The organism is Verrucomicrobiia bacterium (assembly GCA_026414565.1).
Taxonomy (GTDB): Bacteria; Verrucomicrobiota; Verrucomicrobiia; order Limisphaerales; family Fontisphaeraceae; genus Fontisphaera.
This window is the reverse complement of the sequence record JAOAIT010000015.1, coordinates 13,141-38,549: the sequence shown is the minus strand read 5'-3', so window position 1 is coordinate 38,549 and position 25,409 is coordinate 13,141. Positions and strand designations below refer to the sequence as shown.

General features: G+C 64.3%; 17 protein-coding genes and 1 pseudogene. 14 read left to right on the top strand and 4 right to left on the bottom strand.

Going from position 1 to position 25,409, the window contains the following annotated elements; translation table 11 throughout:
• The first annotated feature begins 19 nt into the window (after positions 1-19).
• On the top strand, positions 20-847 hold the full coding sequence (locus tag N3J91_03645; protein MCX8155540.1) for a DeoR/GlpR family DNA-binding transcription regulator: 828 nt from the start codon (positions 20-22) through the stop codon (positions 845-847).
• 5 nt (positions 848-852) lie between these two features.
• Here N3J91_03645 and N3J91_03640 read toward each other — a convergent pair whose 3' ends face one another.
• Positions 853-2,433 carry a glycoside hydrolase family 55 protein gene (locus N3J91_03640; protein MCX8155539.1) on the bottom strand — a complete coding sequence of 527 codons (1,581 nt, stop codon included), beginning with the start codon at positions 2,431-2,433 and terminating at the stop codon, positions 853-855.
• A 42-nt stretch (positions 2,434-2,475) separates the two neighbouring features.
• Positions 2,476-3,402, bottom strand: coding sequence for a site-2 protease family protein (locus tag N3J91_03635; protein MCX8155538.1), 927 nt, complete (start codon positions 3,400-3,402; stop codon positions 2,476-2,478).
• 154 nt (positions 3,403-3,556) lie between these two features.
• Here N3J91_03635 and N3J91_03630 point away from each other — a divergent pair, with 154 nt between their 5' ends.
• Together N3J91_03630 and N3J91_03625 are read left to right on the top strand one after the other, a co-directional pair.
• Entirely contained in the window at positions 3,557-4,570 is a 1,014-nt protein-coding gene (locus N3J91_03630; protein MCX8155537.1) for a hypothetical protein, read from the top strand.
• A gap of 154 nt (positions 4,571-4,724) precedes the next feature.
• Positions 4,725-5,315 (top strand): CDP-alcohol phosphatidyltransferase family protein, encoded by a 591-nt coding sequence (locus N3J91_03625; GenBank protein ID MCX8155536.1) that lies wholly within the window; start codon positions 4,725-4,727, stop codon positions 5,313-5,315.
• A gap of 19 nt (positions 5,316-5,334) precedes the next feature.
• On the opposite strand, the gene N3J91_03620 is transcribed toward N3J91_03625, so the two are convergent.
• Entirely contained in the window at positions 5,335-7,533 is a 2,199-nt protein-coding gene (locus N3J91_03620; GenBank protein MCX8155535.1) for a carbohydrate-binding family 6 protein, read from the bottom strand.
• Between the two features lie 140 nt (positions 7,534-7,673).
• Here N3J91_03620 and N3J91_03615 point away from each other — a divergent pair, with 140 nt between their 5' ends.
• From N3J91_03615 to N3J91_03575, 9 genes and pseudogenes are all read left to right on the top strand, one after another.
• Complete coding sequence (locus N3J91_03615) at positions 7,674-8,738, top strand: MoxR family ATPase (protein ID MCX8155534.1); 1,065 nt, start codon at positions 7,674-7,676, stop codon at positions 8,736-8,738.
• Positions 8,731-9,636 carry a DUF58 domain-containing protein gene (locus N3J91_03610; GenBank protein ID MCX8155533.1) on the top strand — a complete coding sequence of 302 codons (906 nt, stop codon included), beginning with the start codon at positions 8,731-8,733 and terminating at the stop codon, positions 9,634-9,636. Before N3J91_03615 ends, N3J91_03610 begins: the two co-directional genes overlap by 8 nt.
• A pseudogene (locus N3J91_03605) lies at positions 9,633-9,806 on the top strand (BatA domain-containing protein). Before N3J91_03610 ends, N3J91_03605 begins: the two are co-directional and overlap by 4 nt.
• Before the next feature lie 1,808 nt (positions 9,807-11,614).
• Positions 11,615-13,813, top strand: a complete 2,199-nt coding sequence (locus N3J91_03600; GenBank protein MCX8155532.1) for a hypothetical protein — start codon at positions 11,615-11,617, stop codon at positions 13,811-13,813.
• A 210-nt stretch (positions 13,814-14,023) separates the two neighbouring features.
• Positions 14,024-17,125, top strand: a complete 3,102-nt coding sequence (locus N3J91_03595; GenBank protein MCX8155531.1) for a hypothetical protein — start codon at positions 14,024-14,026, stop codon at positions 17,123-17,125.
• Positions 17,122-18,132, top strand: a complete 1,011-nt coding sequence (locus tag N3J91_03590) for a terpene cyclase/mutase family protein (protein MCX8155530.1) — start codon at positions 17,122-17,124, stop codon at positions 18,130-18,132. Before N3J91_03595 ends, N3J91_03590 begins: the two co-directional genes overlap by 4 nt.
• A 33-nt stretch (positions 18,133-18,165) precedes the next feature.
• Positions 18,166-19,641 carry a hypothetical protein gene (locus N3J91_03585; GenBank protein ID MCX8155529.1) on the top strand — a complete coding sequence of 492 codons (1,476 nt, stop codon included), beginning with the start codon at positions 18,166-18,168 and terminating at the stop codon, positions 19,639-19,641.
• An 87-nt stretch (positions 19,642-19,728) separates the two neighbouring features.
• Positions 19,729-21,408 carry an FAD-dependent oxidoreductase gene (locus N3J91_03580; GenBank protein ID MCX8155528.1) on the top strand — a complete coding sequence of 560 codons (1,680 nt, stop codon included), beginning with the start codon at positions 19,729-19,731 and terminating at the stop codon, positions 21,406-21,408.
• Entirely contained in the window at positions 21,405-22,388 is a 984-nt protein-coding gene (locus N3J91_03575) for an NAD-dependent epimerase/dehydratase family protein (protein ID MCX8155527.1), read from the top strand. Before N3J91_03580 ends, N3J91_03575 begins: the two co-directional genes overlap by 4 nt.
• 3 nt (positions 22,389-22,391) lie before the next feature.
• On the opposite strand, the gene N3J91_03570 is transcribed toward N3J91_03575, so the two are convergent.
• Entirely contained in the window at positions 22,392-23,009 is a 618-nt protein-coding gene (locus N3J91_03570) for an XRE family transcriptional regulator (protein MCX8155526.1), read from the bottom strand.
• Between the two features lie 156 nt (positions 23,010-23,165).
• On the opposite strand from N3J91_03570, the gene tdh reads away from it, so the two are divergent.
• A complete protein-coding gene (tdh, locus tag N3J91_03565; GenBank protein MCX8155525.1) occupies positions 23,166-24,194 on the top strand; it encodes an L-threonine 3-dehydrogenase in 1,029 nt (342 codons plus the stop codon).
• A 2-nt stretch (positions 24,195-24,196) separates the two neighbouring features.
• Complete coding sequence (locus N3J91_03560) at positions 24,197-25,384, top strand: glycine C-acetyltransferase (protein MCX8155524.1); 1,188 nt, start codon at positions 24,197-24,199, stop codon at positions 25,382-25,384.
• Positions 25,385-25,409: the final 25 nt, after the last annotated feature.

The window sequence follows — 25,409 nt, the reverse complement described above, 5'->3', positions numbered from 1 at the left end:
ATCAAAATCTGCCAAAACTATGGCTCATTTGCCGCCAGAAGAACGTCAGCGCCGCATCGAAGAATACCTCGCACGGGTCGAGTTTGCCTCCCTGGACGAGCTGGCGCAGCAGGTGGGCGTTTCCATTTCCACCGTCCGGCGGGATCTGACCGCCCTGCAGGCCCAGGGCACCGTCCGCCGCACCCACGGCGGCGGGCGCATCATCAATCCCCGCTCGGATGAATTTGTCTTTTCGCAGCGGGATACCCACGAGCTGGCGGAAAAGGAGGCCATCGGCCGCGCCTGCGCGGAACTCATCCGGCCCAATCAAAGTCTCATCATGGACGCCGGCACCACGGTGTTTCACGTGGCGCGGCACCTGGAGAGCAAAACCCCCCAAATCGTGACCAACTCCCTGCCCGTGGCGCAGCTCTTCATGAGCTCCAATCAGGTGGAGGTCATGCTTTCCGGCGGCGTGCTATACCCGCGCATGGGGGTTTTGGTGGGGCCGCTGGCGGTCAAAACCTTCAGCGATTTGCATGTGGACGTGGCCATCATGGGCGCCGGCGGCCTGACGCTGGAGGGCATCACCAACTCCCATGCCCTGCTCATTGAAATCCAGCTTGCCATGATCAAGGCGGCCCAGCGCGTCATCTTCTGCCTCGACCATACCAAATTCGGCCGCCGCTCCATGTCCTTCCTCTGTGGCTTGGAGGAGATTGATACGGTGGTCACCGATGCCGCCGCGCCCCCCGATATGGTGGACGCCATCCGTGCCCGCGGCGTGGAAGTGATCCTCGCCCCGCTGGCCATGGAAAACAACGGCCACCACCCCGAACTGAAAGGCCCCGTGGCCGCCGGTCATTGACCGAATCAGCCGGCGGCCCCGGCCTGGCTTTTCACCTCGTAATTCTCGTTGCCCTCCACCACGGCATTGGCCTGATTCAGGATGACCCCAGGTTTGGGCCCCAAATGCCGGTTGCCTTTGATGACATTCTCCGCGGCCGGCGCCCCCATGAGCCGGATGCCGTTGGCGCGCGTGATGTTGTTGACGATGACCACCCGCCGCGCGGGAAATTCCCCCGCCTGCTTGTGGCGCGGCGCCGTGACGTAAATGTCCGCAATGTTGCCGGGGGTGGAGATGTCATTCCCCTCAATATGCAGGCCCTCCACGGCGCCCACATGGAACAGCGACAGATAACTGTTGCCCCGGTTGTTGACCAGCCGGCTGTCGCGGATGATGGAGTTGCAATGATCCTCGTGCATCAACCCCTCCCCGTCATTGATGCGATATTTCTTATCGGAACACCAGTTGCTGTACACCTCGTAATCGTTGCCCTCCACCACCCAGCGCCACCCCCGCATCTCCAGCGCGCGATTGTCATTGGTGGCCGAGCCGTAACTGGCATGAATCCCCGTCACCGTGGGCCGAAACTCATCCCGCGCAAATCGGATGACATTCCGCGCGCACAGCACGCCATCCCCGCTGAAGCCAATGGCGCAGCGCCCGGTGTTATAAACATAATTATCACAAATGACACTGCCTTGGCGGAAGCCCCACGGATGGCTCTCCGGCGTGCCATCATTGCCCGACCCACCCGCCCCGCCGATGCAATGATGGTTCACATAAATCCCGGGGCGGTTGTCGTAATCAAACAGCACCGCAAACCTCACCACTTTTTTCTGGCGGTCCAGCAGGGGATATTCCTCCATCAAAAAATTATCGTCTCCGCTCTTGGGAATGCGGTTGTTGGCCACCAGCGCATTCTCCGCGGCATGCACGCGGATCGCAGAGCGGAATTTGGCCGTGTACCGCAGCCAGCCCGGCTGCGAACCATCGGCCACAGGTATCCCCGGCTCCACGCCGGCGGCATTGCGGATCAGGCAGCCGAACACCAACCGCTGACCGCCACAGCGATGGTTTTCAGCCTCCGCCAGATTGATATAACCCCGGTTGATGCTGAGGTGAACCACCCCGCAGTTGGCCGCCGTGGCGGGATCCTCCAACACAATCCCCTTGAAGGCCGTGGCAATCGGCGTGCCGGAGCCGGTAAATACCGGCTGATACCGCGGAAACTCCAGCCGGGCGGGCGGCGCAAATTTCTCCTCGTGCGCGCGCGTGGCGCCCTCCGGCGGCGCGCCGCGCAAAACGATGCCACTGCGGAGGCGGATATCTGACGCAAACCGATACTCGCCGGCGGGGAAGAAAATCACCCCGCCCCCTTGCGGAGCCAGCCGCGCCTGCGCCGCTTCAAGGCGGGCATCCCAAAACTCCCCCTCCCCGGGAAGGGTGGTGATGTCCAGCACACGATCCCACGGCAGTTTGGCCGTCCAAGCCAGATTCAATGCGGCCAGCGGATTATCCCTTGGCGGCGCGGCCCAACTGCGCCAAGCCAGTGCGCTGGTGGCGCCCACACCAAGGAGCTGAATAAAATGGCGTCGGGTGGTTTGCATGCCCCCAGTGTGCAACAAAACCACCCCCCGTAACAAGGGATGTTATGAGATGCGCGGAGGGATCAGGGGCGGCGGCTGCCGCCAAAGTGAAATCGGCAGCAAATGGTGGCAGTTGGGGCAGGTGGCCGAGTCATAGGCCGACAGGCAATACGGACAGGTCCCTCCCGTGGCAAAGGTGTCAAACGGGCGGCCACATCGCGCGCAAATCCAATACGGGCCGGCCGGCGGCACCGCCCCGCAATCAGGACAGATAAACTCATGGTGGCGGGCGGCGTCCTCAAGCCTCGCCAGATGCCGGGCATGCAGCAGGGCGCGCCAGCAGTTCATGAGGATAAAGATGCTCATGATGAACAACATGGCGGAACCTTGCAGCAGCGCCACGATAAACAGCCCAATCACCCCGATGATCCCGATGGTGCTGGCCACCAGCAGCGCCTTGGCCCGGCCAATGATGAACCAGAGCAACGACCACACAATCTGCCCGCCGTCCAAGGGATAAACCGGCAGCAGGTTGAACCCAAGCATGATGCCGTTGATCACAAACAGCACCAGCAGATAACGCCCCACATCGGAGGTCTCATAGTCGTAACCGGCGGCTTTCGCCAGCCATACCAATCCGCCCAATAGGGGAAATAAAACCACGTTGACCAGCGGCCCGGCCGCTATGCTCCACAACGTCGCCCCCGGCCTCCGGGGAGGATCCACAAACGCCACCCCGCCCAGGGGCCACAACACGATTTGCTCCGCATACCCCCCCGTCTGCCGGCAGGCCAAAGCATGGCCAAACTCATGCATCAGCACGATGCCAAACAGCGAGACGTACTCCAGCACGTTGAAGAGGGGCGATGAGTATTCTCCCAGGCGGGAATAAATCATGTAAGCCGCCACCAGAAACCACGTCCAATGGAGGTACACCTGAATGCCCGCCAGTCGAAACAATTTGAACGAACCTTGCTGCGAAGGCAACATTTATGGCCCAACCTAACATTGATGCCCGCTCCCCACAAGTGCGCGTTAGCCCCGGCCCGACGCAGACACGGGCTGCCAGCGCCAACAACCGCCTGACCCCGACAAACCCCGCGCCCTCCCAACAACGACTTGGACGCTCCCGCCCACCAAGGCTATGTTATGCAACGTGACCGCCAATTCCAACACCCATGCCAAGACAGGCACGACGGCCAACGGACCTTGTTGCGCCTGCCGGCTGGGGCCATTCATGGTGCTGCTCCTGCTGGCCAGCCTGGGTTTCTTGCTCGCTTACCAGCCCCGCCCCGACGCGCTCCCTGAACTAGCCCGCTTCGCTGGACGCTTCCACGTCCTGGTGCTGCACTTTCCCATCGGCCTGCTCACCGTCGCGGCCATGTTGAGTCTGGGCCATTGGCGGCCTCTGGCGCAGCTTTTGCCGGCCACGCCCCCGCCGGTGGTGACCTGGCTTGGCGGCGCAGGGGCCTTGAGCGCCTGGCTGGCGGCGGTGCTGGGCTGGCTGCTGGCCCACAGCGGCGATTACGCCGGGCCGGCGGTGCAACGCCATCTCTATGCGGGCCTCGCTTGCGCCGCGGCCGCGCTGGTGGCCTGGGCGCTGGCCCAAGCCTGGGCGAACCGGCCGGAGTCTGCGCTAAGATACCGCGCCATGGTGGCCTCCCTGCTCATCACCAACGCATTGGTGATTCTGGCGGGGCATTGGGGAGGTATCCTCACCCACGGCGAGAAGTATTTATGGGAAGCGGCCCCCGCCTGGCTGCGCCCGCTGGCCGGCCAGCCTCCCCCGAGTCCGCCAGCCCCGCGCGCGGACTTGTCCGGCCAGCCCATCTATCCGGCCGTCATCGCGCCAGTCCTCCGCCAATACTGCGTGGAATGTCACAACGAACAAAAGGCCAAGGGCGGCCTGCGTCTGGAAACTTATGCTGAAACCATGGAAGCCGTAAAAGCCGGCCAACCGCGGGAAAGCGAATTGCTCAAGCGGCTCCTCCTGCCCTTGAAGGACGAAGACCACATGCCGCCCCCGGGCAAACCCCAGCCCAAACCCGCCGACCTGGCGCTGCTGGAATGGTGGATTGCCACCGGCGCCCCGGAAAAAACACCCCTCCGTGAATTGAACCCTCCGCCCCCCATAAAACAACATCTGGGGCTGGAGTGAGCCACTGCCCCGCCGCAAACGGCTGATGGCAAACCCCTCTCCCGGCGCCGGCAACCCCGGCGCCTCGGCCTGTCACCAGGCGTGAGGAGAAACGGCCAACAAAGCATTGACGCCGGACGGCGGGCGGCTTCAAACTGCGGCCGGTGTTGATGCGATGACCACAGCCAACAAAGTCACCATCTTTCGCATCCTGCTGGTGCCGGCGTTTGTCGTGCAACTGTTGTACTACTACGAAAGCGGCAACCCGCGGGATCGCATTTTGGCTCTGATCTTTTTCGCCGTCGCGGCAATCCTGGACGGCGTGGACGGCTACATCGCGCGCCGGTACAACCAAAAAAGCCAGTTGGGAACCGTGCTCGACCCCCTGGCCGACAAAATGCTGCTGCTTTCGGGCATCTGCTTGTTAAGCCTCATCAAGGCGGATTGGAGCGACCGCATGCCGGCGTGGATCCCCACCTGGGTCACGGCCGTGGTGTTGAGCAAGGACGCCATCCTGCTCGTCGGCATGGCCGTCGTCTATTACACCTGCGGGCGGGTCAAGATCGTCCCGCGGCTGACCGGCAAGGTGGCCACCGCCCTGCAGTTCATTTTGGTGGTCCTCGTCCTGCTCCAATGGCAGCCGGTGGTGTGGCATTTGTCCCTCCTGACCGCCATCCTTACCGGCATCTCCGGTGTGCAATATATTCGGGATGGCGTTAAGCAGCTCAGCCAGAGCCCGCTGAGTTTTCCCGATCACCGCCTCTAAACCCGGCCCGCCCTGCAATTTAATCTGCGCGCGCATTGGCCCGTTGGGCCGGCTCGTCCGAAGGCACCGTGCCCGGCTTCCATTCCTGGGCCATCTTTACCTCCTCGCGCACTTTTTCCAGCAGCGCCAGCCGGTCCACCCATCCCACCCGGTTGTAAAGCACCCGATTGGTGTATTGACGCGCATAATTTTGCGCGTAGGCGTGCCAATAGACCACGGCGGATTGCAACTGGCGCACCGCCTCCTCGCGCCGCGCTTCCTCCTGCGTGCGATCAAACAGGGCCAATGCGCAGGCGGCCCGGATTTTCGCGGCGTAATAATCGCCCAGCAGCGCAAACATTTCCAAATCATTCAGCGTGGCCCGGGCCTCAAGATTAAACCCCTGCCGGGCGCGCAATTCGGGCAGCAACTGATGCACCGTGCGGGCATCGGCCGCCAGCGCATCGGCAATTTGCAGCGGGGTGATGCCCTGCGGAGGCTGGCCTGCCAGCACGGCTTTGCGCCACGCTTTGATGCCCACCACCCCGCTGCCCGGCATCGGATCCCGCTCCATAAACTCGCGCACGGTGTAAAATCCCCGATAACTGGGATGGCTCAGGCACGCCTCCGGAAACCACCGCACGTCAATGCTGCCCCACACCAGGCGGGTGATCTGCGGAAAAATGCGCGAGGCGGCCCGCCAGGCGGTGTCGAGTTTGTCCGCGTCCATCCCGCCAAAACGCGCCGCCAGCACCCGCCGGAAAAAATCGTCCGGCAGCGTGGGATCATAAGCCAGCCGCCCCCACAGCATGAAAGAATACCATTGTTTCTCGATCACCGTGGGGCGGGGGGCGCCCTCCGGCAGCCGGCTCAAAAAGTCCCGGCCCCAGATATAACCATCCGGCCCCATGTAAAAGCCGGCCAGCTTGTCGGCCGGCGGCATGGCCAGAATAAAGTGCCGGGCAAACTCAGGATCCCCCCAGCGAAAGCTGTAAATGTCATCATTGCGGACGGTCAACCAGGTGCGGCGGCCGTTGCCCAGGCTGTTGAGCACCTCCCCAATAAAGGGCGGGTTGGTGATCGAGTACATGTGGGCCACCGCATACTTGTAACTCAGCTCAAAGGGCCCGGGGTAATCCTGCCACCGCTTGAAGATGGCCTCCGGGCGCGTCATGTGCAGGCGGTGAATTAAACGAAAGCTCCGCTGCGGCTCATCTTTCAGCGCGTCTCGTATGCCCTCGCCATACGTCTCCCACAGCCAGCTTTCCTTATCGCGGCCCCCCATGTCATTGCTCATGTGTTCGCCGGCTGTAATGCCCAAACCCGCCAGCAGCGGATAAGTGCGCACCGTCTCGCGCACACTGGCCCGAAAATAGCGGATCAGGTTATCGTCAAGTTTTTCCCGGCTCAGGCCGTGCTTGCCCTCCGCCCCAAAAAGAAACGTATTCCAGGTGAACCAATACACCGCAATGCCCCGGTCCTGCGCGTGCTGCATCACCCCGCGCCAGAAGGCAATCTTCTCCTCCATGCTCATCCTCTTGACCACTTCCGCCTCCTTCAACATCGCGGGCCGGAACATGTCCACCCCCAGATGACTGAACTTTTCATCGAAATGCTCCCGCCGGGCGCGCAGCACATCATTCAGCGCCACCTCCGGGTACTCCGGCACTTTGACGATGGATGGGAAGGGATGCAGATTCCACAGGGTCAAAACATTGTAACGATGCCGCGCCATCTCATCGAGCATCGTGCGCCAGAAATCCATGCTCCACATCTCCGGCAGATTAAGCTGGGCCGCGTCACTGTTGTCGGAATAACTGGGCGTGCGCACATCCAGCGGCACGTTGAACTTGATGCCCCGTTGCTCGATGTACGGCCGATGCTCGCCCGGCCGCAACTGCGCCACCAGACCGAGCCGGATTGCCTCGGCAATCTCCAGCCCCCCATACATCGCCCCGGCAGGATCCGCCCCCGTGACTTCCACCGCTTCGGGGCCGGCCCGTTGGAGCTGAAAACTCTGGGCGGCCCCCTGTCCAGTCACTTTAAGAGTGATCCGCTTGAGCTGGGTTTGCGGTTGGGCCAGCACGGCCCGCTGAATCTCGCCCGCCGCAAAAGCCAGCGGGGGACTGTTGGTGGGGAATAGCGTAATTTCCACCGGCGCTGCCGCCCTGCCCGGCAAGACACCGCCCAACCAGGCGCCCGTCAGGCTCAAGACCGCAAAATGCAAGACGTGTTGCATGCGGCCATCATGCAAAACCCACTCCGCCTTGGCGAGTCGAAGTATCAACAGCACACACCCCCTTTTACTGGGTTTCCGCTTGCGTGAGCTGGCCGCAGGGGATAGCTTGCGCACAAGTTAAATTGCCCTATACGACGTTTATGGATGATTCAAATGCCACAGCGCTGAAACCCGCTGCCCCGCCGTCCGTGTTGCAGCCGTTGTCGGACAACGATGTCGCGGCGGTGGATCAAATGCGGGAGTTGTATCAGAAAATCCGGGCTGAAATTGCCAAGGTGATCATCGGTCAGGATGCCGTCATTGAGAAATTGCTGATCTGCATCCTGTCCCGCGGCCACGGCCTCTTAATGGGCGTGCCCGGCCTGGCCAAGACGCTCATGGTGCATTCCATCGCCAATGTAATGTCCCTGCAATTCAGCCGCATCCAATTCACCCCCGACTTGATGCCCTCCGACATCACCGGGACGGACATTTTGCAGGAAACCGATCAGCCGGGCCGCCGCGCCTTCGAGTTCGTCAAAGGCCCCATCTTCGCCAACATCATCCTGGCCGACGAAATCAACCGCACCCCGCCCAAGACCCAGTCGGCCCTGCTGGAGGCCATGCAGGAGTACAAGGTCACGGCGGCCGGGCAGAACTTCAAACTGCCGCTGCCCTTCTTTGTGCTGGCCACGCAAAACCCCATTGAGCAGGAAGGCACCTATCCGCTGCCGGAGGCCCAGTTGGACCGCTTCATGTTTTTCATCACCGTAAAATATCCCACCCTGGAGGAGGAGCGGCGCATCGCGCGCGAGACCACCGGCAGCATGACCGTGAACCTCAACAAACTGGTCAACGGCGAGCAGGTCATGGCCTACCAGGAGCTGGTGCAGCGCGTCCCTGTCCCGGACCACATCTACGACACCGTGGTGGACGTGGTGCGCATGTCCCGGCCCACCGAACCAAACGCCCCGGAGTGGATTAAAAAATACGTGACCTGGGGCGCCGGACCGCGGGCGGTGCAATACCTCGTCAAGGGGGCCAAGGCCCGCGCCGTCCTCAATGGCAGCTACCTGGTGCGCATGGAGGATGTGGAGGCCGTCTTGCAGCCGGTTCTGACCCACCGCATTCTGACCAATTTCCAGGCCCAGTCGGAAGGGGTCACCAGCGAGGAAATCATCAACCGTCTCTGGGCCGAAGTGCAAGGAGCTGAGCAGCGTGGCTGAGCGCGGCAGCAGAAAGTTTCTCGACCCCAAGGTTGTCGCGCGCCTGGTGCAGCAGCCCATGGGCACCCGTCTGCCCATGATCGGCTCCGTCGCGGGCCTCCACCGCAGCCCCCATCGCGGCTCCAGCGTCGAGTTCGCCGAATACCGCAAATACGCCCCCGGCGACGACATCCGCCGGGTGGACTGGCGCGTGTACGCCCGCACCGATCGCTTCTACGTCAAGGAATTCGAGGCCGACACCAACCTGCGCTGTTACCTGGTCCTGGACTGCAGCGGCTCGATGGCCTTCCGCGGCGAGCGCACCGAATCCAAACTCGATTATGCCCGCCGCCTCATCGCCACCCTCGCCTATCTCCTCATTCATCAGGGGGATGCCGCCGGCCTGGTCTGTTTGAGCGACCGCATGCTCTGGGACATCCCGCCCAAACGCAATCCGCGCCATCTCCAGGCCGTGTTTGATGTTTTGGAGGAGGTGGAGGCCCGGGGAGAGACCGCCCTCATTCGCTGCCTGCACGAGGTGGCCGAAAAAGTGCGGCAGCGGGCCCTGGTCATGGTCTTCAGTGATTTCTTTTGTCCGGTGGAGCCGCTGCTCGAGTGTTTCCAACACTTGCGCTTTCAAAAGCATGACGTGGTGGCCTTTCATCTCATGGACCGCCTGGAATTGGAGTTTCCCTTTGACCGCCCCATGCGCTTTGTGGACCTGGAATCGCCGGAGACGCTCCTGTCCGAGCCGGCGGTCATCCGGGACCAATACTTGAAGGCCGTCCGCGCACACCTGGAAGCCTTGCGCGAGGGCTGCAACCGGTTCTCCATCGAGCTGCAGTCCGTGGCCACCGACCAGGATTATGAAACGGTGTTGCGCGCTTTCCTGCGGGGACGGGCGTTGAAGATTCGATGACCTTCCTGGAGCCATTACTGTTGTGGGGCCTGCCGCTGGCGCTGCTGCCGGTGATCATTCACCTCTTCAACCGGCTGCGCCACCGCTCCATGGACTGGGGCGCCATGATGTTTCTGCTCTCCGCCACCCGCAAGTCCACCCGCTATGCGCGGCTCCGCCAATGGCTCATCCTGCTGCTCCGCGTCCTGGCCCTGGTTGGCTTGATCCTCGCCGTCGCGCGGCCCCTGGCCGGCGGCTGGCTGGGCTGGATGTTTCAAGCCGCCCCGGACGTCATCGTCATCGTCCTCGATCGCTCCGCCAGCATGGAGGCCCGCATGCCCGGCGGCAATGTCAGCAAGCGCGCCGAGGCCGCCCGCGTGCTGGCCGAAGCCGCGCAGAGCTACAAGGAGACCAGCCGCTTTGTGTTGTTTGACACCGCCCTCCGCGCCCCCACCGAGGTGGGAGATCCCCAGGCCCTGCCCCAGCTTTCCACCGCCGGCCCCACCGACACCGCCGCCGACATCCCCGCCACCCTCGAAGCCGTGGTGGAGTGGGCCCAGCGCAACAAGGTGGGTCACTTCGAAATCTGGCTGGCCAGCGATCTGCAGGCCAGCAACTGGCAGCCCGACAGCGAGCAATGGAAAATCCTGACGGCCCAAATCGCCGCCCTTCCGCAGACCGTCCGGGTGCGCCTCCTGGCATTCGATCAACCGCCGGTGGCAGAGTCCTGGTCCGTGCAAATCACCGAAGTCCTCCGCCGCCCCCGCGTCGAGCCTCCGGAAGTCGAGGTGGTCATGTTGATTGAGCGCAACAACCCCGCCCCGGCCGTCCTGCCCCTCAGCCTGGGGGGCGAAGGCACGCGGGCGCAGGTGGATCTGGAGATCAGCGGGCCAAGCTACCGTTACCGCCACAAACTGCCCGTGGAAAGCGCCACCGCCAGCGGCTGGGGCAAGGTGGAGCTGCCCGCCGATGACAATCCCCGCGACAACGTCGCTTACTTCGTCTATGGCCCCCCGGTGGCGTTGCGCGCCTTGGTGGTCACCGATGACCCGGCGGTGGGCCGCATCCTGCAACTGGCGGCGGCGCCCTTTGCCCAGGACACCAATATCGTCGCTGAAACCATCCACCCCGACCGCACCGCCGGCGTGGTGTGGAATGATTATGCGCTGGTCTTGTGGCACGCCGCCCCGCCCGCCGGCCCCGTGGCGGCCCAACTGCGTCAGTACCTGGAGCAGGGCGGAGCGCTCTGGCTGTTTGCCCACGGCCAGCCCGGGCAATTCGAGGGCCTGACGTGGGGTGAACCCCAGGAGGCCGAGGAGGGCAAAAGCTGGCCAATTACCCAATGGCAGCGCCAGGAGGGACTCCTCGCCAACACCGAGGAAAACCTGGTGTTGCCTCTGAACGATTTGGAGGTGCGCCGCCGCCAACCGCTGGGCGGCAATGCCATCGCCCTGGCCAGCTTTGAAGACCGCGTGCCCTTCCTGGCGCGCCGGGTCGTGGGCCGCGGCGAACTGGTGGCCTGCAGTGTGGGATTGTGGCCCGAATGGAGCAACTTGCGCGAAGGCTGGGTCTTGGTCCCCGCAGTGCAACGCCTGCTGCAGGCCGGCGGGCGGCGCTTTACCCAGGCCGGCATGGTCAGTTGCGGCCAAATCGTGCCCACCGGCGCCGGCGAAGTCTGGTCCAGCCTCGAAGGGCCCAAGGACATCCGCCTCCATGCCGGAGTCTATCGCTCGGGTTTGCGCATGGTCGCCGTGAACCGACCCCCCGCCGAGGGCGAGGTGGAAACCCTGGAGCCGGCCAAGGCCCGCGCCCTCTTCGGGCCGGTTTCCGTGCACATGCTCGGCGAGCGCAAGCAGGGTGAAGGACGCCTCCAGGCCGAATTGTGGCGCCTGTTTCTCTTTGCCATGTTGATTTTCCTGCTGGGTGAGGCCCTCCTCATCCTCCCGCCCCGCCCTGAAACGGCGCCGGCCGTCAAGTTCCAGATGAAAGGAGGCACCCCATGATCCATCTGGAATTGGAGCGGCCCTGGCCGGTGGTCCTCCTGGCGCTGGTCTTGTGGGTGGGCGCCGGCTGGTTGTGCTGGCAAAACTGGCGGCGCCGTGGCACCGCCCGCGGCGTGGGATGGCTCGAGGGGCTGCGTTTCGTGGTGCTCACCCTCATTGGCTTCACCCTGCTCAAACCGGAGTTTGTCAAAGAAATCATCGAGACGGAGCCGCCGGAAGTGGCCGTCCTGCTGGATGCCTCCGGCAGCATGAGCACCCGCGACGTGGCGCTGGATGAGCGGACCGTCTGGACCCGCCACCAATGGGTGCATCATCAGCGCACCAACCAGTTCTACAAACCCTGGCAGGCCACCGCCAAAGTGGTGTTGGAGGAGTTCGCCGCCCCACCGGCCGAAACCAATCTCGCCGCGGGCGTGGAGGAAGGCACGGATTTGAACGCGGCCCTGGACGCCGTGCTGCAGCGCTACAAACGCCTCAAGGGTGTCTTGCTCCTGAGCGATGGCGACTGGAACCTCGGGGTGTCACCCGTCAGCGCGGCCACCCGCTACCGGGCCCGGGGCGTGCCCATTTACGCGGTGGGCGTCGGTTCAGAAACCTATCTGCCCGACCTGAATCTGGTGCAGGTGCAGGCCCCCGCCTATGGCTTGCTGGGCGAGCAGGTTTCCATTCCCTTCAAAATCCAGAGCCATCTGCCCCGCGAGGTCAAAACTACCGTGGTGCTGAGCGGCGCCGAAGGCGAGGAGGCCCGGCGCGAGATCACCATCCCGGCCTTCGGCCTCTATCAAGACACCATGATCTGGTCCCCGCGCGAGCTCGGCGAGCGCACCCTCCGCCTGGCCTTTCCCGTCGTCGAGGGCGAGACACTGGACGACAACAACGCCTTCGAGTTTCGCATCGGCGTGCGCGCCGAGAAACTCAAGGTGCTGGTCATCGAAAGCCTGCCCCGCTGGGAGTACCGCTATTTGCGCAACGCCCTCTTCCGCGACCCCGGCGTCGAGGTGCACACCCTGCTGTATCACCCCGGCATGGCCATGGGAGACGGCACCAATTACTTGAAGAGCTTCCCGGAAAGCCGCGAACAAATCAGCCAGTATGACGTGGTCTTTTTGGGCGACATCGGCGTCGGCGACAATGAATTGACCACCAATCAACTCGCCCTCATCCGCGGCCTGGTCGAATACCAGGGCAGTGGCCTGGTCTTCCTGCCCGGCCCGCGCGGACGCCAGTTGACCCTCGTCAACAGTCCCGTGGGCGATTTGCTGCCCGTTGTCTTTGACGAAAGCAAGCCCAACGGCACAACGCTGCCCAATGAATCCCCGCTCAAGCTCACCCTCAACGGACGGCGGCATTTCCTCACCATGCTGGCCAATGACGAGCTGGCCAATGAAGAAGTCTGGCGCGGCCTGCCCGGCTTTTTCTGGTGTGCGGGCGTGCTCAAGAGCCGGCCCGGCTCCGAGGTCCTGGCCGTCCATCCCTCCCTGCGCAACGCCAGCGGCAGCCTGCCCTTGCTCGTCACCCGCCCCTTCGGTGGCGGCGAAACGCTCTTCATGGGCACCGATGGCGCCTGGCGCTGGCGCAAGGGAGTCGAAGACCTGTACCACTACCGCTTCTGGGGGCAGGTCGTGCGCTGGATGTCCCACAAACGCCATCTGGCGGCGGGCAAGGGGGTGCGGCTGGTGTACAGCCCCGAAAACCCCCACGCCGGCGATGTCGTTTATCTCAACGCCACCGTCCTGGACGCCAGCGGCTTCCCCTTGGAGCGCGGGACAGTGTTTGCGACGGTGGTGGCACCCAACGGCCAGACCGAACGCCTCGAGCTGGCCCCGCTGGGCGGCGGCTGGGGGGTGTTCAAAGGCAGTTTCGTGGCCCGCCAGGGCGGGCGTTACAAAATTGCCATCACCAGCGAGCGCGCCGCCCGCGGCCTGGAAACCGAAATCAACGTGGCCCGCGTGCGCCGCGAGGTGGTGGGCCAGCCAATCAACATGGGCATCCTCCGCGAACTGGCAGATTTGACCGGCGGCCGCGCGGGCAGCGTGCATCAATTCGAAGAATTGGTGGCCCAAATCAACGCCCTCCCCGAGGTCAAACCCGCCCCCCTGCGCATCCGCTTGTGGTCCAATCCCTGGTGGGCGGGCGGCATAATCCTGCTCCTGGGAATCTATTGGACGGGACGCAAAATCGCCGGTATGATATGAGTTAATGGGGGGAAGGGCAGGCCGGGGCGGGCAGGGCAACCGGGGCGGGCATAAAATATCGGAAACCGTCTAACTGACAGATGGTTGAAGCAGTGAGCAGACAAACGCGAATGGCGCAGCCCTCGCGGGGCCGTAGGGCCGAACTTCCGGTCTGGCGGCCGGAGCAGGGGTTGTGGGCCCCGTGCGGACCGCGTTAAATTAAAACTTTTCATGCAATACCAGGCCGATCATCTGGTGCAACTGCCCCCGCAGTTGCGCAGCAAGTTTGATGAGCTGGAGCGCCGCCTCTGGCGGCTGGACACCCTGCTGGCCGTGACCGGCGCCCTCAGCGGGCTGCTCGTTTCCTACACGCTGCTCTTCATCTCCGACCGGTTCTGGGATACCCCCGTCTGGCTCCGCTTGTTGTTCACCGCCCTGGGCGTGGCCGTGCTGGTGTATTTCACTTTTGGCTGGCTGCGGTTGTGGGTCTGGCAGCGGCGCGACACGCGGGCCTTGGCCAAAATCGTCCAGCAACGCTACCGCCGCCTGGGCGACCGCCTCCTGGGCATCGTCGAGCTGGCCGATCAGGACAAGCGCCCCGCTAATTTCTCCCCGGCCCTGTGTCAGGCCGCCATCCAACAGGTCTCCGCCGAGGCCATGAATTACGAGTTCCGCCAGGCCGTCGCCACCCGCAAACCGCGCATCTACTCCTTGCTCGCGGTGGTGCTCTTCCTGCTGGTCGCCGCCCCCTGCCTCCTGGTGCCCGAGGCCAGCGCCAATGCCTTTCTGCGCTGGCTCCTGCCGTTGGCCCCGGCCGAGCGTTTCACCTTCATCGCGTTGGAGGATGTGCCCGAAAAACTCGTCGTTCCCCATGGCGAGCCTTTCTCCATCCGCTGCGGAATTCGGGTCCGTTCCGATCTGGTCACCCCCACCACGGCCAGCTTCCAATATGACCGCCAGCCCGTCGTGCAGGCCCCGGTGGTGGACCGCAAAGTCACCTTCAACGTCCCCGCCCAAACGCAACCCGGCCGCTTGCGCCTGCGGGTCGGCGACGAAACCCGCATCGTATGGGTGGAGCCAACCCACCGCCCGGCGCTCAAGCAAATGACCGCCCTCGTCAAGCGGCCCGACTATCTCCAATACCCCGATCTCGTCCAGGAGGTCCGCAACGGACGGCTCACCGCCGTCGAGGGCAGTCTCGTCGTCCTAACCGGCAAGACCAGCCGCGCCATTGCCAAAGCCCATCAATTCGCCGGCCAATGGCGCCCGCTCAAAGTCCAGGGCGAGGATTTCATCACCGAGCCGCTCACGGTGACCGGCGAAAACAAGCTGGTTTTCGTCTGGGAAGACCAGCATGGCCTGTCCAACCGCGTGCCCGCCACCGTCAGCCTGGGCGCCGTGCGCGACAACCCCCCGGTGGTGGAAATGCCCGAGCTGGGCCGGGCGGTGGCCGTGCTGGAGGATGAAATCCTCGCGGTGCGCATCAGCAGCACGGACGATTACGGCGTCAAAAATGTCGGCGTTTCCATGGAAATTACCCTCCCCCAAAAGCCGGAGGCGCCCCAGGCCAGGAAGGCCGAGGTGCGCACCGGCGGCCACCAGGAAAAGCGCCTCGAAGGCACCTACCAGTTGGCGCCCGAATTGCTCCGCGCCCCCGCCGGCTCCATGATCGCCCTCAAGGCCACCTCCCTGGATTATTACCCCGGCCGCGCCCCCGCCGAGAGCGTGCAACACCGCATCTTTGTAATGAGCAAGGAGGAGCATGCCAAACTGATCCTCGAAGAGCTTGAAAAACTGCGCGCCGCCATCGAGGAATTAACCCGGCGCCAGGAAAACCTCCTCTCCGACACCCGCCTCGTCAAGGACATGAAGCCCGAGCAAATGATGCGCGAGGAAACCGCCAAACAACTGGCCGAGCAGGCGGCCGAGCAGGCGGAATACGCCCGCCAACTGGAGCGCCTGGCCCAGGAGAACCTCAAGACCGCCCGCGAGGCGATGCGCAACAAATCCATCAGCGAGGAGAGCATCAAGGAAATGCTGGAAAACACCGAAATCATGCAGCAAATCAGCCGGCAAAATATGTCCCCGGCCAGCCAGAGCCTCGCCCAGGCCCAGCAGAGCCAGAGCCAGCCGCAGCGCAGCCAGCAGGTCCAGCAGGGCGAGCAGCAGGAGCAGCAGGCCCTGGAGAACCTCCAGGATCTCCAGAAAAAAATGGCCGCCACCCAGGACAAAATGCAGGCCAAAAGCCTGGCCGACCGTCTGCGGGCCATCGGCCAGTACGAGAAAACCACCGCCGAGGAGCTTAAAAAATCCCTGCCCAAAACCATCGGCTTGTCCCGCGACCAGTTGCCGCCGGAAATTCGCCGGGATTTCCTCCGCATGCACGACGAGCAGGCCCGGACGAGCAAACAGGTGATCAAATTGCGCGAGGAAATCCAGCGCTTCGCCCAGCGCACCGGCTCCGAGCGGCATGAAGAGGTGGATCAGCAAATGAACGAAGCCAAGGCCGCGGAGACCGTCGCCCAGATCGGGGAGTTGATCCGCGAAAATGTCAGCTCCATGGCCATGGCCCAAAGCCAGGAAATCGCCGAAAAGTTCTTCGATTGGGCCAAAAAGCTCGAGGGGGATAAAACGGCCGACTCCGGCGGCGGCGGCGGTGGCGGCGGCGGCGGACAGCAGATGTCGGAGGAGGACCTCGAAAAAATGCTGGCCCTGCTCCGCATCCGGGAGACCCAGGAGAATCTTCGCGAACACACCCGCCTGGTGGACCGTTTCCGCAAGGGCACCGAGTCCTATCCGGAGGACACCCAGAAACTGTCCGGCAAACAACGCGAATTGAGCCGCGAATTGGGCCAGCTCAAAAAAGACCGGATTTTCCAGAAAGCCCGCCCCATGATGGACCATGCCAACGAGGCCATGGACGATGCCGAGGCGCATTTGAAGCGGCCCCGCACCGACGAGCCAACTTATAATGCGCAGACGGACGCCATGAACCTGCTCGACGAAGCCATCCGCTCCCTCATGCCCAGCCAGCAATCCGGCCAGGGCCAGAGCCAGGGGCAGATGGCCATGATGCAGATGATGCAAATGATGGCCATGGGCCTCATGCAGCCCCAGCAGGGCGAAAACCAGGGCGGCCAGCAGCCGGGCGGCAACAACTTTGGCGGGCCCTCCGACCGCCCCAATGCGCCCTTTGTCGGGGATGTGCGGGGACGGGTGGGGCCGTCGCGCACCGTGGAACGGGTGGCCGGCAGCAGCACCCGCCAGATGCCCGCCGAGTTTCGCGAGGCGTTGCAGCATTACTTTAACGCAGTGGAGCAGGCCAATCCATGATCAGCAGAACCTTCATCCTTCGGCGGCGCGGAGCCTGGCTGGCCCTCCTGATGGCCTCGCTGGCCGGGCTGCCCTCATCGCTTTGCGCGCAGGGCGAGGAATTCCTCGAAGCCGTGCCCCCGCAACTGGAGCGCATGTACAAACGCGGCCTGGACTGGCTGGCGCGGACCCAGACAGAGCAGGGCACCTGGAAGGATTCCTACGGCCAGCAACCGGCGGTGGTGGGGCTGGCGATTACCGCCATGCTCGCCCACGGCGATGATCCCAATGTCGGGCCTTACGCCGTCAACATCAAGCGCGGGTTGAATTTCATCCTCAGCCAGCAAAACGACCGCAACGGCTACATCGGCAACTCCATGTACAACCACGGTTTTGCCACCCTCGCCCTGGCCGAAAGCTACGGCCATGTGCATGATGCCCGCCTCGGCCCCGCCCTGCAAAAGGCCGTGGATTTGATCCTCACCGCCCAGTCCCGCAATGCCTACGGCGGCTGGCGCTACTCGCCCGAAACCAGCGACGCCGATACCACCGTCAGCGGCGCCCAAATGGTGGCCCTTTTTGCGGCCCGCAACGCCGGCCTGGGCGTCCCGGAGGAGGCCATCAACAAGGGCATCCGCTTCTTCCTCCTCTGCCAGGGCGCCGATGGCGGCGTCGGCTACACCGGGCCGGATGCCGGCAATGCGCCGCGCACCGCCATTTTCGCCCTCGTGCTGGCGCTGGCCAAACAGAAGAACTCCAAGGCCTTCCTGGCCGCCAGCCGCTTCCTCGCCTCCGCCCCCGCCGAGCAGCATTACTTTCACTATTACCTCTATTATGCGGCGCAGGCCTATTTTCACACCTCCCCCAAGGCCTGGCGCGAGTGGAATGTCATCAACATCAAACTGCTCTCCCAAACCCAGTCGCCCGACGGCAACTGGGAGGGAAGTTTCGGGGCCAGTTTCACCACGGCGGCCAGTTTGTTGTCCCTGGCCCTCAATTACCGTTTCTTGCCAATTTACGAGCGTTGAGCCTGTCCGCGACGGCGGACGGGGAAAGGATTTATGAGAAAGTTCGTGCGATGGTGGTCAGTGGCGGCGTTGGGATGCGCGCTGGCGGCAGCGACCCAGGCGGCCATTGTGTTGGAAGGCATCAAGGCCGCCCAGCAAATCGAATCGGCCACCGGCGTCCGCCCGGTGACCCCCAAGCCGGCCAATGAAGCCGAGGAAAAACCAGGCGGCGACCCGGCCTACTCCGATGTCATCCGCCTGATGAACGGCGACACCCTCCACGGCAACCTCCTCAGCATTGACCCCCAGCGCGGCGTGCGCTGGCGCACGCCCGATGCCCAGGGCGAGATTGCCTTCAAACCCGAGCGCGTCGCCCGCATCGTGCTCCCCCGCAAAAATGCGCCCTCCGCCGTCTCCAGCAACCAATGCGTGGTCTCCCTCAGCAACGGGGACGAGCTCCTCGGCGGCCTCGTCATGGTGGACTCCGAGCGGCTGCAGTTGCAGACCGATTACGCCGGCCTGCTCACCTTCCCCCGCAACCGCGTGGCCGCTTTCCGCATGCTCAAAGGGTCCACCGGAGCCATTTTCGAGGGCCCCACCGGCATGGAAGGCTGGCGCTCGCGCAACACCCGCAATAACTGGCGCTTCCAGGACAACAGCCTCATCGCCTCCGGCAACGGCTCCATCGGCCGCGACATCAAGCTGCCCCCCATGGCCCGCCTGGAGTTTGACCTCGCCTGGCGCGGACAGTTGCAATTCCTCATCGGCCTCTACACCGACTCCACCGAGGAATACGCCAGCAATGCCTACCTCCTGCAAATGCAACCCGGCTACATTTACCTCCAGCGCATGCGCCGCAACGGCGGCAGCAGCCACATGGGGCAGGCGGAGTACCCCGGCCTCCATCAAAAATCCAAAGTCCGCGTCGAAATCCTCGTCAACAAGGAGGCCCGCACCATCGCTCTCCTGCTGGACGGCGCCCTCGTCAAGCAATGGAAGGACAACCTGGACTGGGGCGGCAGTGGCACCGGGGTCATCTTCGCCAATCAAAACATCGGCACCATCCGCATCAGCAACATCCGGGTCACCGAATGGGACGGCACCATCCAGGAGCAAAGCACCACCCCCGCCAAAACCCAGCGCGATGCCCTCGAGCTTTCCAACAAGGACAAAATCTCCGGCACCCTCCTCTCCCTCAAGGACGGCGTCGCCACCTTTGAGACCGCCTTTGCCAAAATGGACATCCCCATGGACCGGGTCAACTACGTGGAGTTTGCCTCCGAAAAACTCGAACGGCCCCCCAAAAACCCCGCCGAGGTGCGGGCGGTCTTCGCCGAGCGCGGCGTGGTCACCTTCACCGTCGAACGCTGGGATGGCCTGCAACTGGCCGCCAAAAGCTCCAACTTCGGCGAGGCCCGTTTCAAAACCACCGCCTTTCATCAGCTTTATTTCAACTGGGAGCAGCAAAAGGAAGAGGCCAGAGGCCCCAACATGATGACGGGCAGCGACGACGGCGAGGTGCCGGAGTAATCCGGCCCGCGGCGCGGTGGAGGTGCCGCAGGCCCTCCCTTTCATCCCTGTCCGGGCCGGAACGGCCGTGAAAGTGCTTTTATGGCAATCCAACGTTTGCTGATTGTCGGTGGCGTGGCCGGCGGCGCCAGCGCCGCCACCCGCGCCCGGCGGTTGTCGGAAAAGGCTGAAATCATTGTCTTCGAACGCGGGCCTTACGTCTCCTTTGCCAACTGCGGCCTGCCGTATCACGTCGGCGGAGAAATCCCCGCGCGCGATGATTTGCTCCTGCAAACCCCCGCCAGCCTCAAGGCCCGCTTCAACCTCGACGTGCGCGTCCAGTCGGAGGTGTTGGCCATTGACCGCGTTGCCCGCAAGATCCAAGTGCGCGATTTGAGCGATGGCCGCGAATACGAGGAGCCTTACGACGCCCTGATTTTATCCCCCGGCGCCGCCCCGTTGCGCCCCCCCATCCCGGGCATTGACCGCCCCGGCCATTTCGTGGTGCGCAACCTCCCCGACGTGGACGCCATCCAGGCCTGGCTGCGGCCGGGCGTGGCCGAGCGCGCCGTTGTCGTCGGCGGCGGCTACATCGGCCTGGAAATGGCCGAACAATTGCGCCGGCGGCAGTTGCACGTCACCGTCGTGGAGGCGCTCCCCCAGGTGATGGCCCCGCTCGACCCCGAAATGGCCGCCTGGCTCCACCTCGAGCTTCAGGCCAACGGCGTCGAGCTCCGCCTCCATGATCCCGTCGCGGCCTTCGAGCCGCCCCGCGCAGGCGAAACTGCCCGCGCCTCGGTGGTGGTCTTGAAAAGCGGGGCCCGGCTCCCGGCCGATGTGGTGATCCTGGGGCTGGGCGTCAAACCAGAAACGGCCCTCGCCCGTGCCGCCGGCCTGGAAATCGGCCCGCGGGGCGGCATCCGCGTCAACGAACATTTGCAGACCAACGATCCCGCCATTTACGCCGTCGGCGATGCCATCGAAGTCCGCGATTGGATCACGGGCGCCCCGGCCCTGATCCCCCTGGCCGGCCCGGCCAACCGGCAGGGGCGTGTCGCCGCCGATCATATTTTCGGCCTGCCCGCCCGCTATGAAGGCACCTTGGGCACCGCCATCCTGCGTTTGTTCCGGTTGGTGGCGGGTTGCACCGGCGCCAACGAAAAAACCTTGCGCCAGGCGGGCATGGCCTGCCAGGCCGTCCATCTGCATCCCGCCTCCCATGCCGGTTACTACCCCGGCGCCCAGCCCCTCTCCATCAAACTCCTGTTTGATCCCCACACCGGCCGGTTGCTGGGCGCCCAGGTGGTGGGCACGGACGGCGTGGACAAGCGCCTCGATGTCCTGGCCACCGCCCTCAAGGCCCGCCTGACCGTGGATGACCTGGCCGAGCTGGAGCTTGCTTACGCGCCCCCCTTCGGCTCCGCCAAGGACCCCGTGAACCTGGCGGGCATGGCCGCCCAAAATGTGCGGCGCGGTCTGGTGCACCTTGCCCAGTGGACCGACGCGCTTCAGTTGGACCCGGCCCGCTCTTTCCTCCTCGACGTGCGCTCCCCGGAGGAATGCGCCCGCGGCATGATCCCCGGAGCCGTCAACATTCCCCTGCCGCAGTTGCGGCGCCGGCTGGGCGAGCTGCCCCGCGACCGCGAGATCCTGGTCCACTGCCAGAGCGGCCAGCGCTCCTATTTCGCCTGCCGCCTGCTGCTCCAAAATGGTTTTCAGGTGCGCAATCTCACCGGCTCCTATCGCACCTGGGATGCCGCCGTCCGCGGCGGCGCCGCACGTTCGTGAGGACGGGACGGCACATCGTCGTCACCGGCGGGGCGGGATTCATCGGCTCCCATCTGGTGGACCGTCTCCTGGCGGAGGGCCACCGCGTGGTGGTGGTGGACGATCTCTCCACCGGCAGCCTCCATAATCTGGCCGCCCACCGCCGTGAGCCCCGCCTGGAGGTCATCACCCGCCGCGTCTCCGCCTGTCGCCCCCTCCCGCTACTCGCGCGGGAGGCCCGCCTCATCTTTCATCTGGCCGCGGCGGTGGGGGTGGAGTTGGTGGTGCGTGAACCGGTGCGCACCATCGAAACCAATGTCCACGAAACCGAGGCCCTCCTCCGCGCCGCCAGCCCCGGCGGCGCGCCCGTGCTCCTGGCCTCCACCTCCGAGGTCTATGGCAAAAGCCGCAAGGCCGCCTTTGCCGAAACGGATGATCTCTGCATCGGCCCGCCCCATCTGGGGCGTTGGGCCTACGCCTGCTCCAAGCTCATGGACGAATTCCTGGCCCTGGCTCATGCGCGCCAACACCACCTGCCAGTCATCATCGCCCGCCTGTTCAACACCGTGGGGCCGCGCCAGACCGGCCGCTACGGCATGGTTTTGCCGCGCCTGGTCCGCGCCGCCCTCGCCGGCGAACCCCTCCAGGTCTATGGCACCGGACGCCAGACCCGCTGCTTCTGCCATGTGCGCGATACCGTCGAGGCCCTGTGGCGGCTCGCCCAATCCCCCGCGGCTTATGGCCAGGTAATCAACGTGGGCAACACCCGCGAAATCCGCATCCTCGACCTCGCCCGCCTCGTCAAAAAAATCTGCCAGTCCCCCTCGCCCGTGGTGCGCGTCCCCTACGCGGCCGCCTATGCGCCCGGCTTTGAGGACATGCAGCGGCGCCGCCCGCTCATCCGCCGGCTCGTCCGGCTGACCGGCTTTCGTCCCCGCCTACCCCTCGAGCAGGCCATCCAGGATGTAAAGCAGGAGCTTCTAAACCGCCCCTCCGCCTGACCCTCATTGATAGACCACCACCAGGTACATCTGCGCCTCACTCCGGCCCACGTTGACAATCGCGTGGGGCACATCGGCGCGGTAGCTCGCCGAATCCCCGGGATGCAGCACCTCGGCATCCTTGCCCGATTCGGCCCGCACCTCGCCCCGCACCACGGTTAAAAATTCCCGCGTGCCCTCGAAATGCGGCGCGCTGCGCAGGGCGCCCCCCGGCTGCAATACCAGCTCATAAAACTCCACGTCCTTCTCCAGATTCAGGGGGCTGAGCGTCCGCAGCCGGCACAGCTTGTCCGAGCGATAATGATAGGCGCGATCCTCGGCCCGGATGACGGAAACCGACGAGCTGGCCTCCGGCGTCTCCAGCAGATCCCCCAGCGACATGCCAAAGGCGCGTGCAATGCGCAACGTCACCGCCAGCGTGGGATTGGCCCGCTCCCGCTCAATCTGGCTGAGCATCGAGCGGCTCACCCCGCTCGCCCCGGCCAGGGCGTCAAGGGACCACCCGCGCGCGGCGCGCAACTGCCGGACCCGGCGGCCCAGATGGCCGGAAATCGCTTCCGGAGCGGAGGGGGCAGGGGCGGGGGCGGCCGGCCGCCCGGCCGGGCTGGTGGTTTTTTTCATAGTCCGACCATGTTCAATATAGTGGAAATTATTCTTGCATAGTGTACATGATTATCCCATATATTGTACACCATGTCCGACATAATGGACACTGTGCCCTGAACGTCGGCCGGCGGCAAGGCTTTTTGCCGCCCCGCCCAACCCGTGCCTCATGCCATGAAAGCCTTGGTAAAACAATTTGACCAGCCGGGCCTCTGGCTCACCGAAGTGCCCGAGCCGGAGGTCGGATTGAATGACGTCCTCATCCGCGTGGACCGCACCGGCATCTGCGGGACGGACCTCCACATCTACAAGTGGGATGACTGGGCCCGCCGCACCATCCCGGTGCCCATGGTCGTGGGCCACGAATTCGTGGGCGAGGTGGTCGCCGTGGGGGCCAACGTGGCCGACTTCCGCCCCGGCGATGTCGTCAGCGCCGAGGGCCACGTGGTCTGCGGGCGCTGCCGCAACTGCCTGGCCGGCCGCCGCCACCTGTGCAAGGACACCCGCGGCATCGGCGTCAATCGCACCGGCGCCTTCGCCGAGTACATCGCCGTGCCCATGACCAACGTGTGGCACCATACCCCGGGCATGGACCGGGAGGTCGCGGCCATCTTCGATCCCTTCGGCAATGCCGTGCACACCGCCCTCTCCTTCGATGTCCTGGGGGAGGATGTGCTCATCACCGGCGCCGGACCGATTGGCATCATGGCCGCGGCGGTTGTGCGCCACGCAGGCGCGCGATATGTGGTAATCACGGATTTGAATGAGTACCGCCTGAACCTCGCCCGCCAGATGGGCGCCACCCTGGCCGTGAACCCGCAAAAGGAGCGGCTGGCCGACGTCCAGCGCCGGCTGGGCATGAAAGAAGGCTTCGATGTGGGCCTGGAGATGTCGGGCAGCCCCGCCGCCTTCCGCGAGATGATTGACAACATGTGCCACGGCGGCAAAATCGCCATGCTGGGCATTCCCCCCGCCGAAATGGCCATTGACTGGAACAAGGTGGTCTTCAACATGCTGACCATCAAGGGCATCTACGGACGCGAAATGTACGAGACCTGGTACAAGATGACCGTGATGCTGGAAAGCGGGCTGAACATCAAGCCCGTCATCACCCATCGCTTCCACTTCACCGAATTCGAGCGCGGCTTTGAGGTGATGATGTCCGGCCAGTCCGGCAAGGTGGTCTTGTCCTGGAGGGACTGAGCATGGACACCGCATTCCAAACCTATTTGCAGGCGCAACTGGCCCAGGTGGATGCCGCCGGCCTGACCAAACGCGAGCGCCGCATCACCACCGCCCAGGGCACCTGGATCCGGGTGGACGACGGGCCGCCGGTGCTCAACCTGTGCGCCAATAATTACCTGGGGCTGGCCCAGCATCCCGAAGTGCTCGCCGCGGCCCGGGCCGGATTGGAGCGTTGGGGCTACGGCCTGGCCAGCGTCCGCTTCATCTGCGGCACCCAGGCGCCCCATCGCGAGCTGGAGCAGCGACTCTCCGCTTTTTTGGGCACCGAGGACACCATCCTTTATTCGTCCTGTTTCGACGCCAATGGGGGGTTGTTTGAGACGCTGCTGGGCGAGGCGGATGCCGTCATCTCCGATGAGTTGAACCACGCCAGCATCATTGACGGCATCCGCCTCTGCAAAGCCCGGCGCTACCGTTATAAAAATAATGACATGGCCGACCTGGAGGCCCGCCTGCAGGAGGCCCAAGACGCCCGCTTCCGGTGGATCGCCACCGACGGCGTTTTCTCGATGGACGGCACCATCGCCAACCTCCCGGCCATCTGCGACCTGGCCGCCCGCTACCGCGCACTGGTCATGGTGGACGATTCGCATGCGGTGGGTTGCCTCGGGGCCCACGGACGCGGCACGCCGGAGCATTGCGGCGTCATGGGACGGGTGGACATCCTCACCGGCACGCTGGGCAAGGCGCTCGGCGGGGCCAGCGGCGGTTACACCAGCGGCCGCCGGGAGATCATTGCCTATCTTCGCCAGCGTTCACGGCCTTACCTGTTCTCCAACACGCTGGCCCCGGTGGTGGTGGCGGGCGCCTTGAAGGCGCTGGATTTGTTGTCCCAGTCCACCGACCTGCGGGACCGGTTGGAACAAAACACCCGCTTCTTCCGCGCGGGCCTGCAACGGCTGGGTTATGAGGTCATTCCAGGCACGCACCCCATCTGCCCCATCATGCTGGGCGATGCCCGCCGCGCCGTGCAAATGGCCGAGGCCCTGCTGGAGCGGCGCGTGTATGTGGTGGGATTCTCTTATCCCGTGGTGCCGCAGGGCAAAGCCCGCATCCGCACCCAAGTCTCGGCGGCGCACACGCGCGAGGATTTGACCTTTGCCCTGGAACAATTTGCCGCCGTCAAGGAGCTGGCAGGACTGCGGTAAGCAACGCTTTCTGCCTGCCAGTTGC

What these genes read in the sequence shown, in the direction of transcription:
- N3J91_03560 (MCX8155524.1), top strand. Translation starts at nt 24,197, where the DNA reads ATGGACACCGCATTCCAAACCTATTTGCAGGCGCAACTGGCCCAGGTG.
- N3J91_03625 (MCX8155536.1), top strand. Translation starts at nt 4,725, where the DNA reads ATGACCACAGCCAACAAAGTCACCATCTTTCGCATCCTGCTGGTGCCG.
- tdh (MCX8155525.1), top strand. Translation starts at nt 23,166, where the DNA reads ATGAAAGCCTTGGTAAAACAATTTGACCAGCCGGGCCTCTGGCTCACC.
- N3J91_03590 (MCX8155530.1), top strand. Translation starts at nt 17,122, where the DNA reads ATGATCAGCAGAACCTTCATCCTTCGGCGGCGCGGAGCCTGGCTGGCC.
- N3J91_03595 (MCX8155531.1), top strand. Translation starts at nt 14,024, where the DNA reads ATGCAATACCAGGCCGATCATCTGGTGCAACTGCCCCCGCAGTTGCGC.
- N3J91_03635 (MCX8155538.1), bottom strand. Translation starts at nt 3,402, where the DNA reads ATGTTGCCTTCGCAGCAAGGTTCGTTCAAATTGTTTCGACTGGCGGGC.
- N3J91_03570 (MCX8155526.1), bottom strand. Translation starts at nt 23,009, where the DNA reads ATGAAAAAAACCACCAGCCCGGCCGGGCGGCCGGCCGCCCCCGCCCCT.
- N3J91_03585 (MCX8155529.1), top strand. Translation starts at nt 18,166, where the DNA reads ATGAGAAAGTTCGTGCGATGGTGGTCAGTGGCGGCGTTGGGATGCGCG.
- N3J91_03640 (MCX8155539.1), bottom strand. Translation starts at nt 2,433, where the DNA reads ATGCAAACCACCCGACGCCATTTTATTCAGCTCCTTGGTGTGGGCGCC.
- N3J91_03620 (MCX8155535.1), bottom strand. Translation starts at nt 7,533, where the DNA reads ATGCAACACGTCTTGCATTTTGCGGTCTTGAGCCTGACGGGCGCCTGG.
- N3J91_03600 (MCX8155532.1), top strand. Translation starts at nt 11,615, where the DNA reads ATGATCCATCTGGAATTGGAGCGGCCCTGGCCGGTGGTCCTCCTGGCG.
- N3J91_03645 (MCX8155540.1), top strand. Translation starts at nt 20, where the DNA reads ATGGCTCATTTGCCGCCAGAAGAACGTCAGCGCCGCATCGAAGAATAC.
- N3J91_03615 (MCX8155534.1), top strand. Translation starts at nt 7,674, where the DNA reads ATGGATGATTCAAATGCCACAGCGCTGAAACCCGCTGCCCCGCCGTCC.
- N3J91_03630 (MCX8155537.1), top strand. Translation starts at nt 3,557, where the DNA reads ATGTTATGCAACGTGACCGCCAATTCCAACACCCATGCCAAGACAGGC.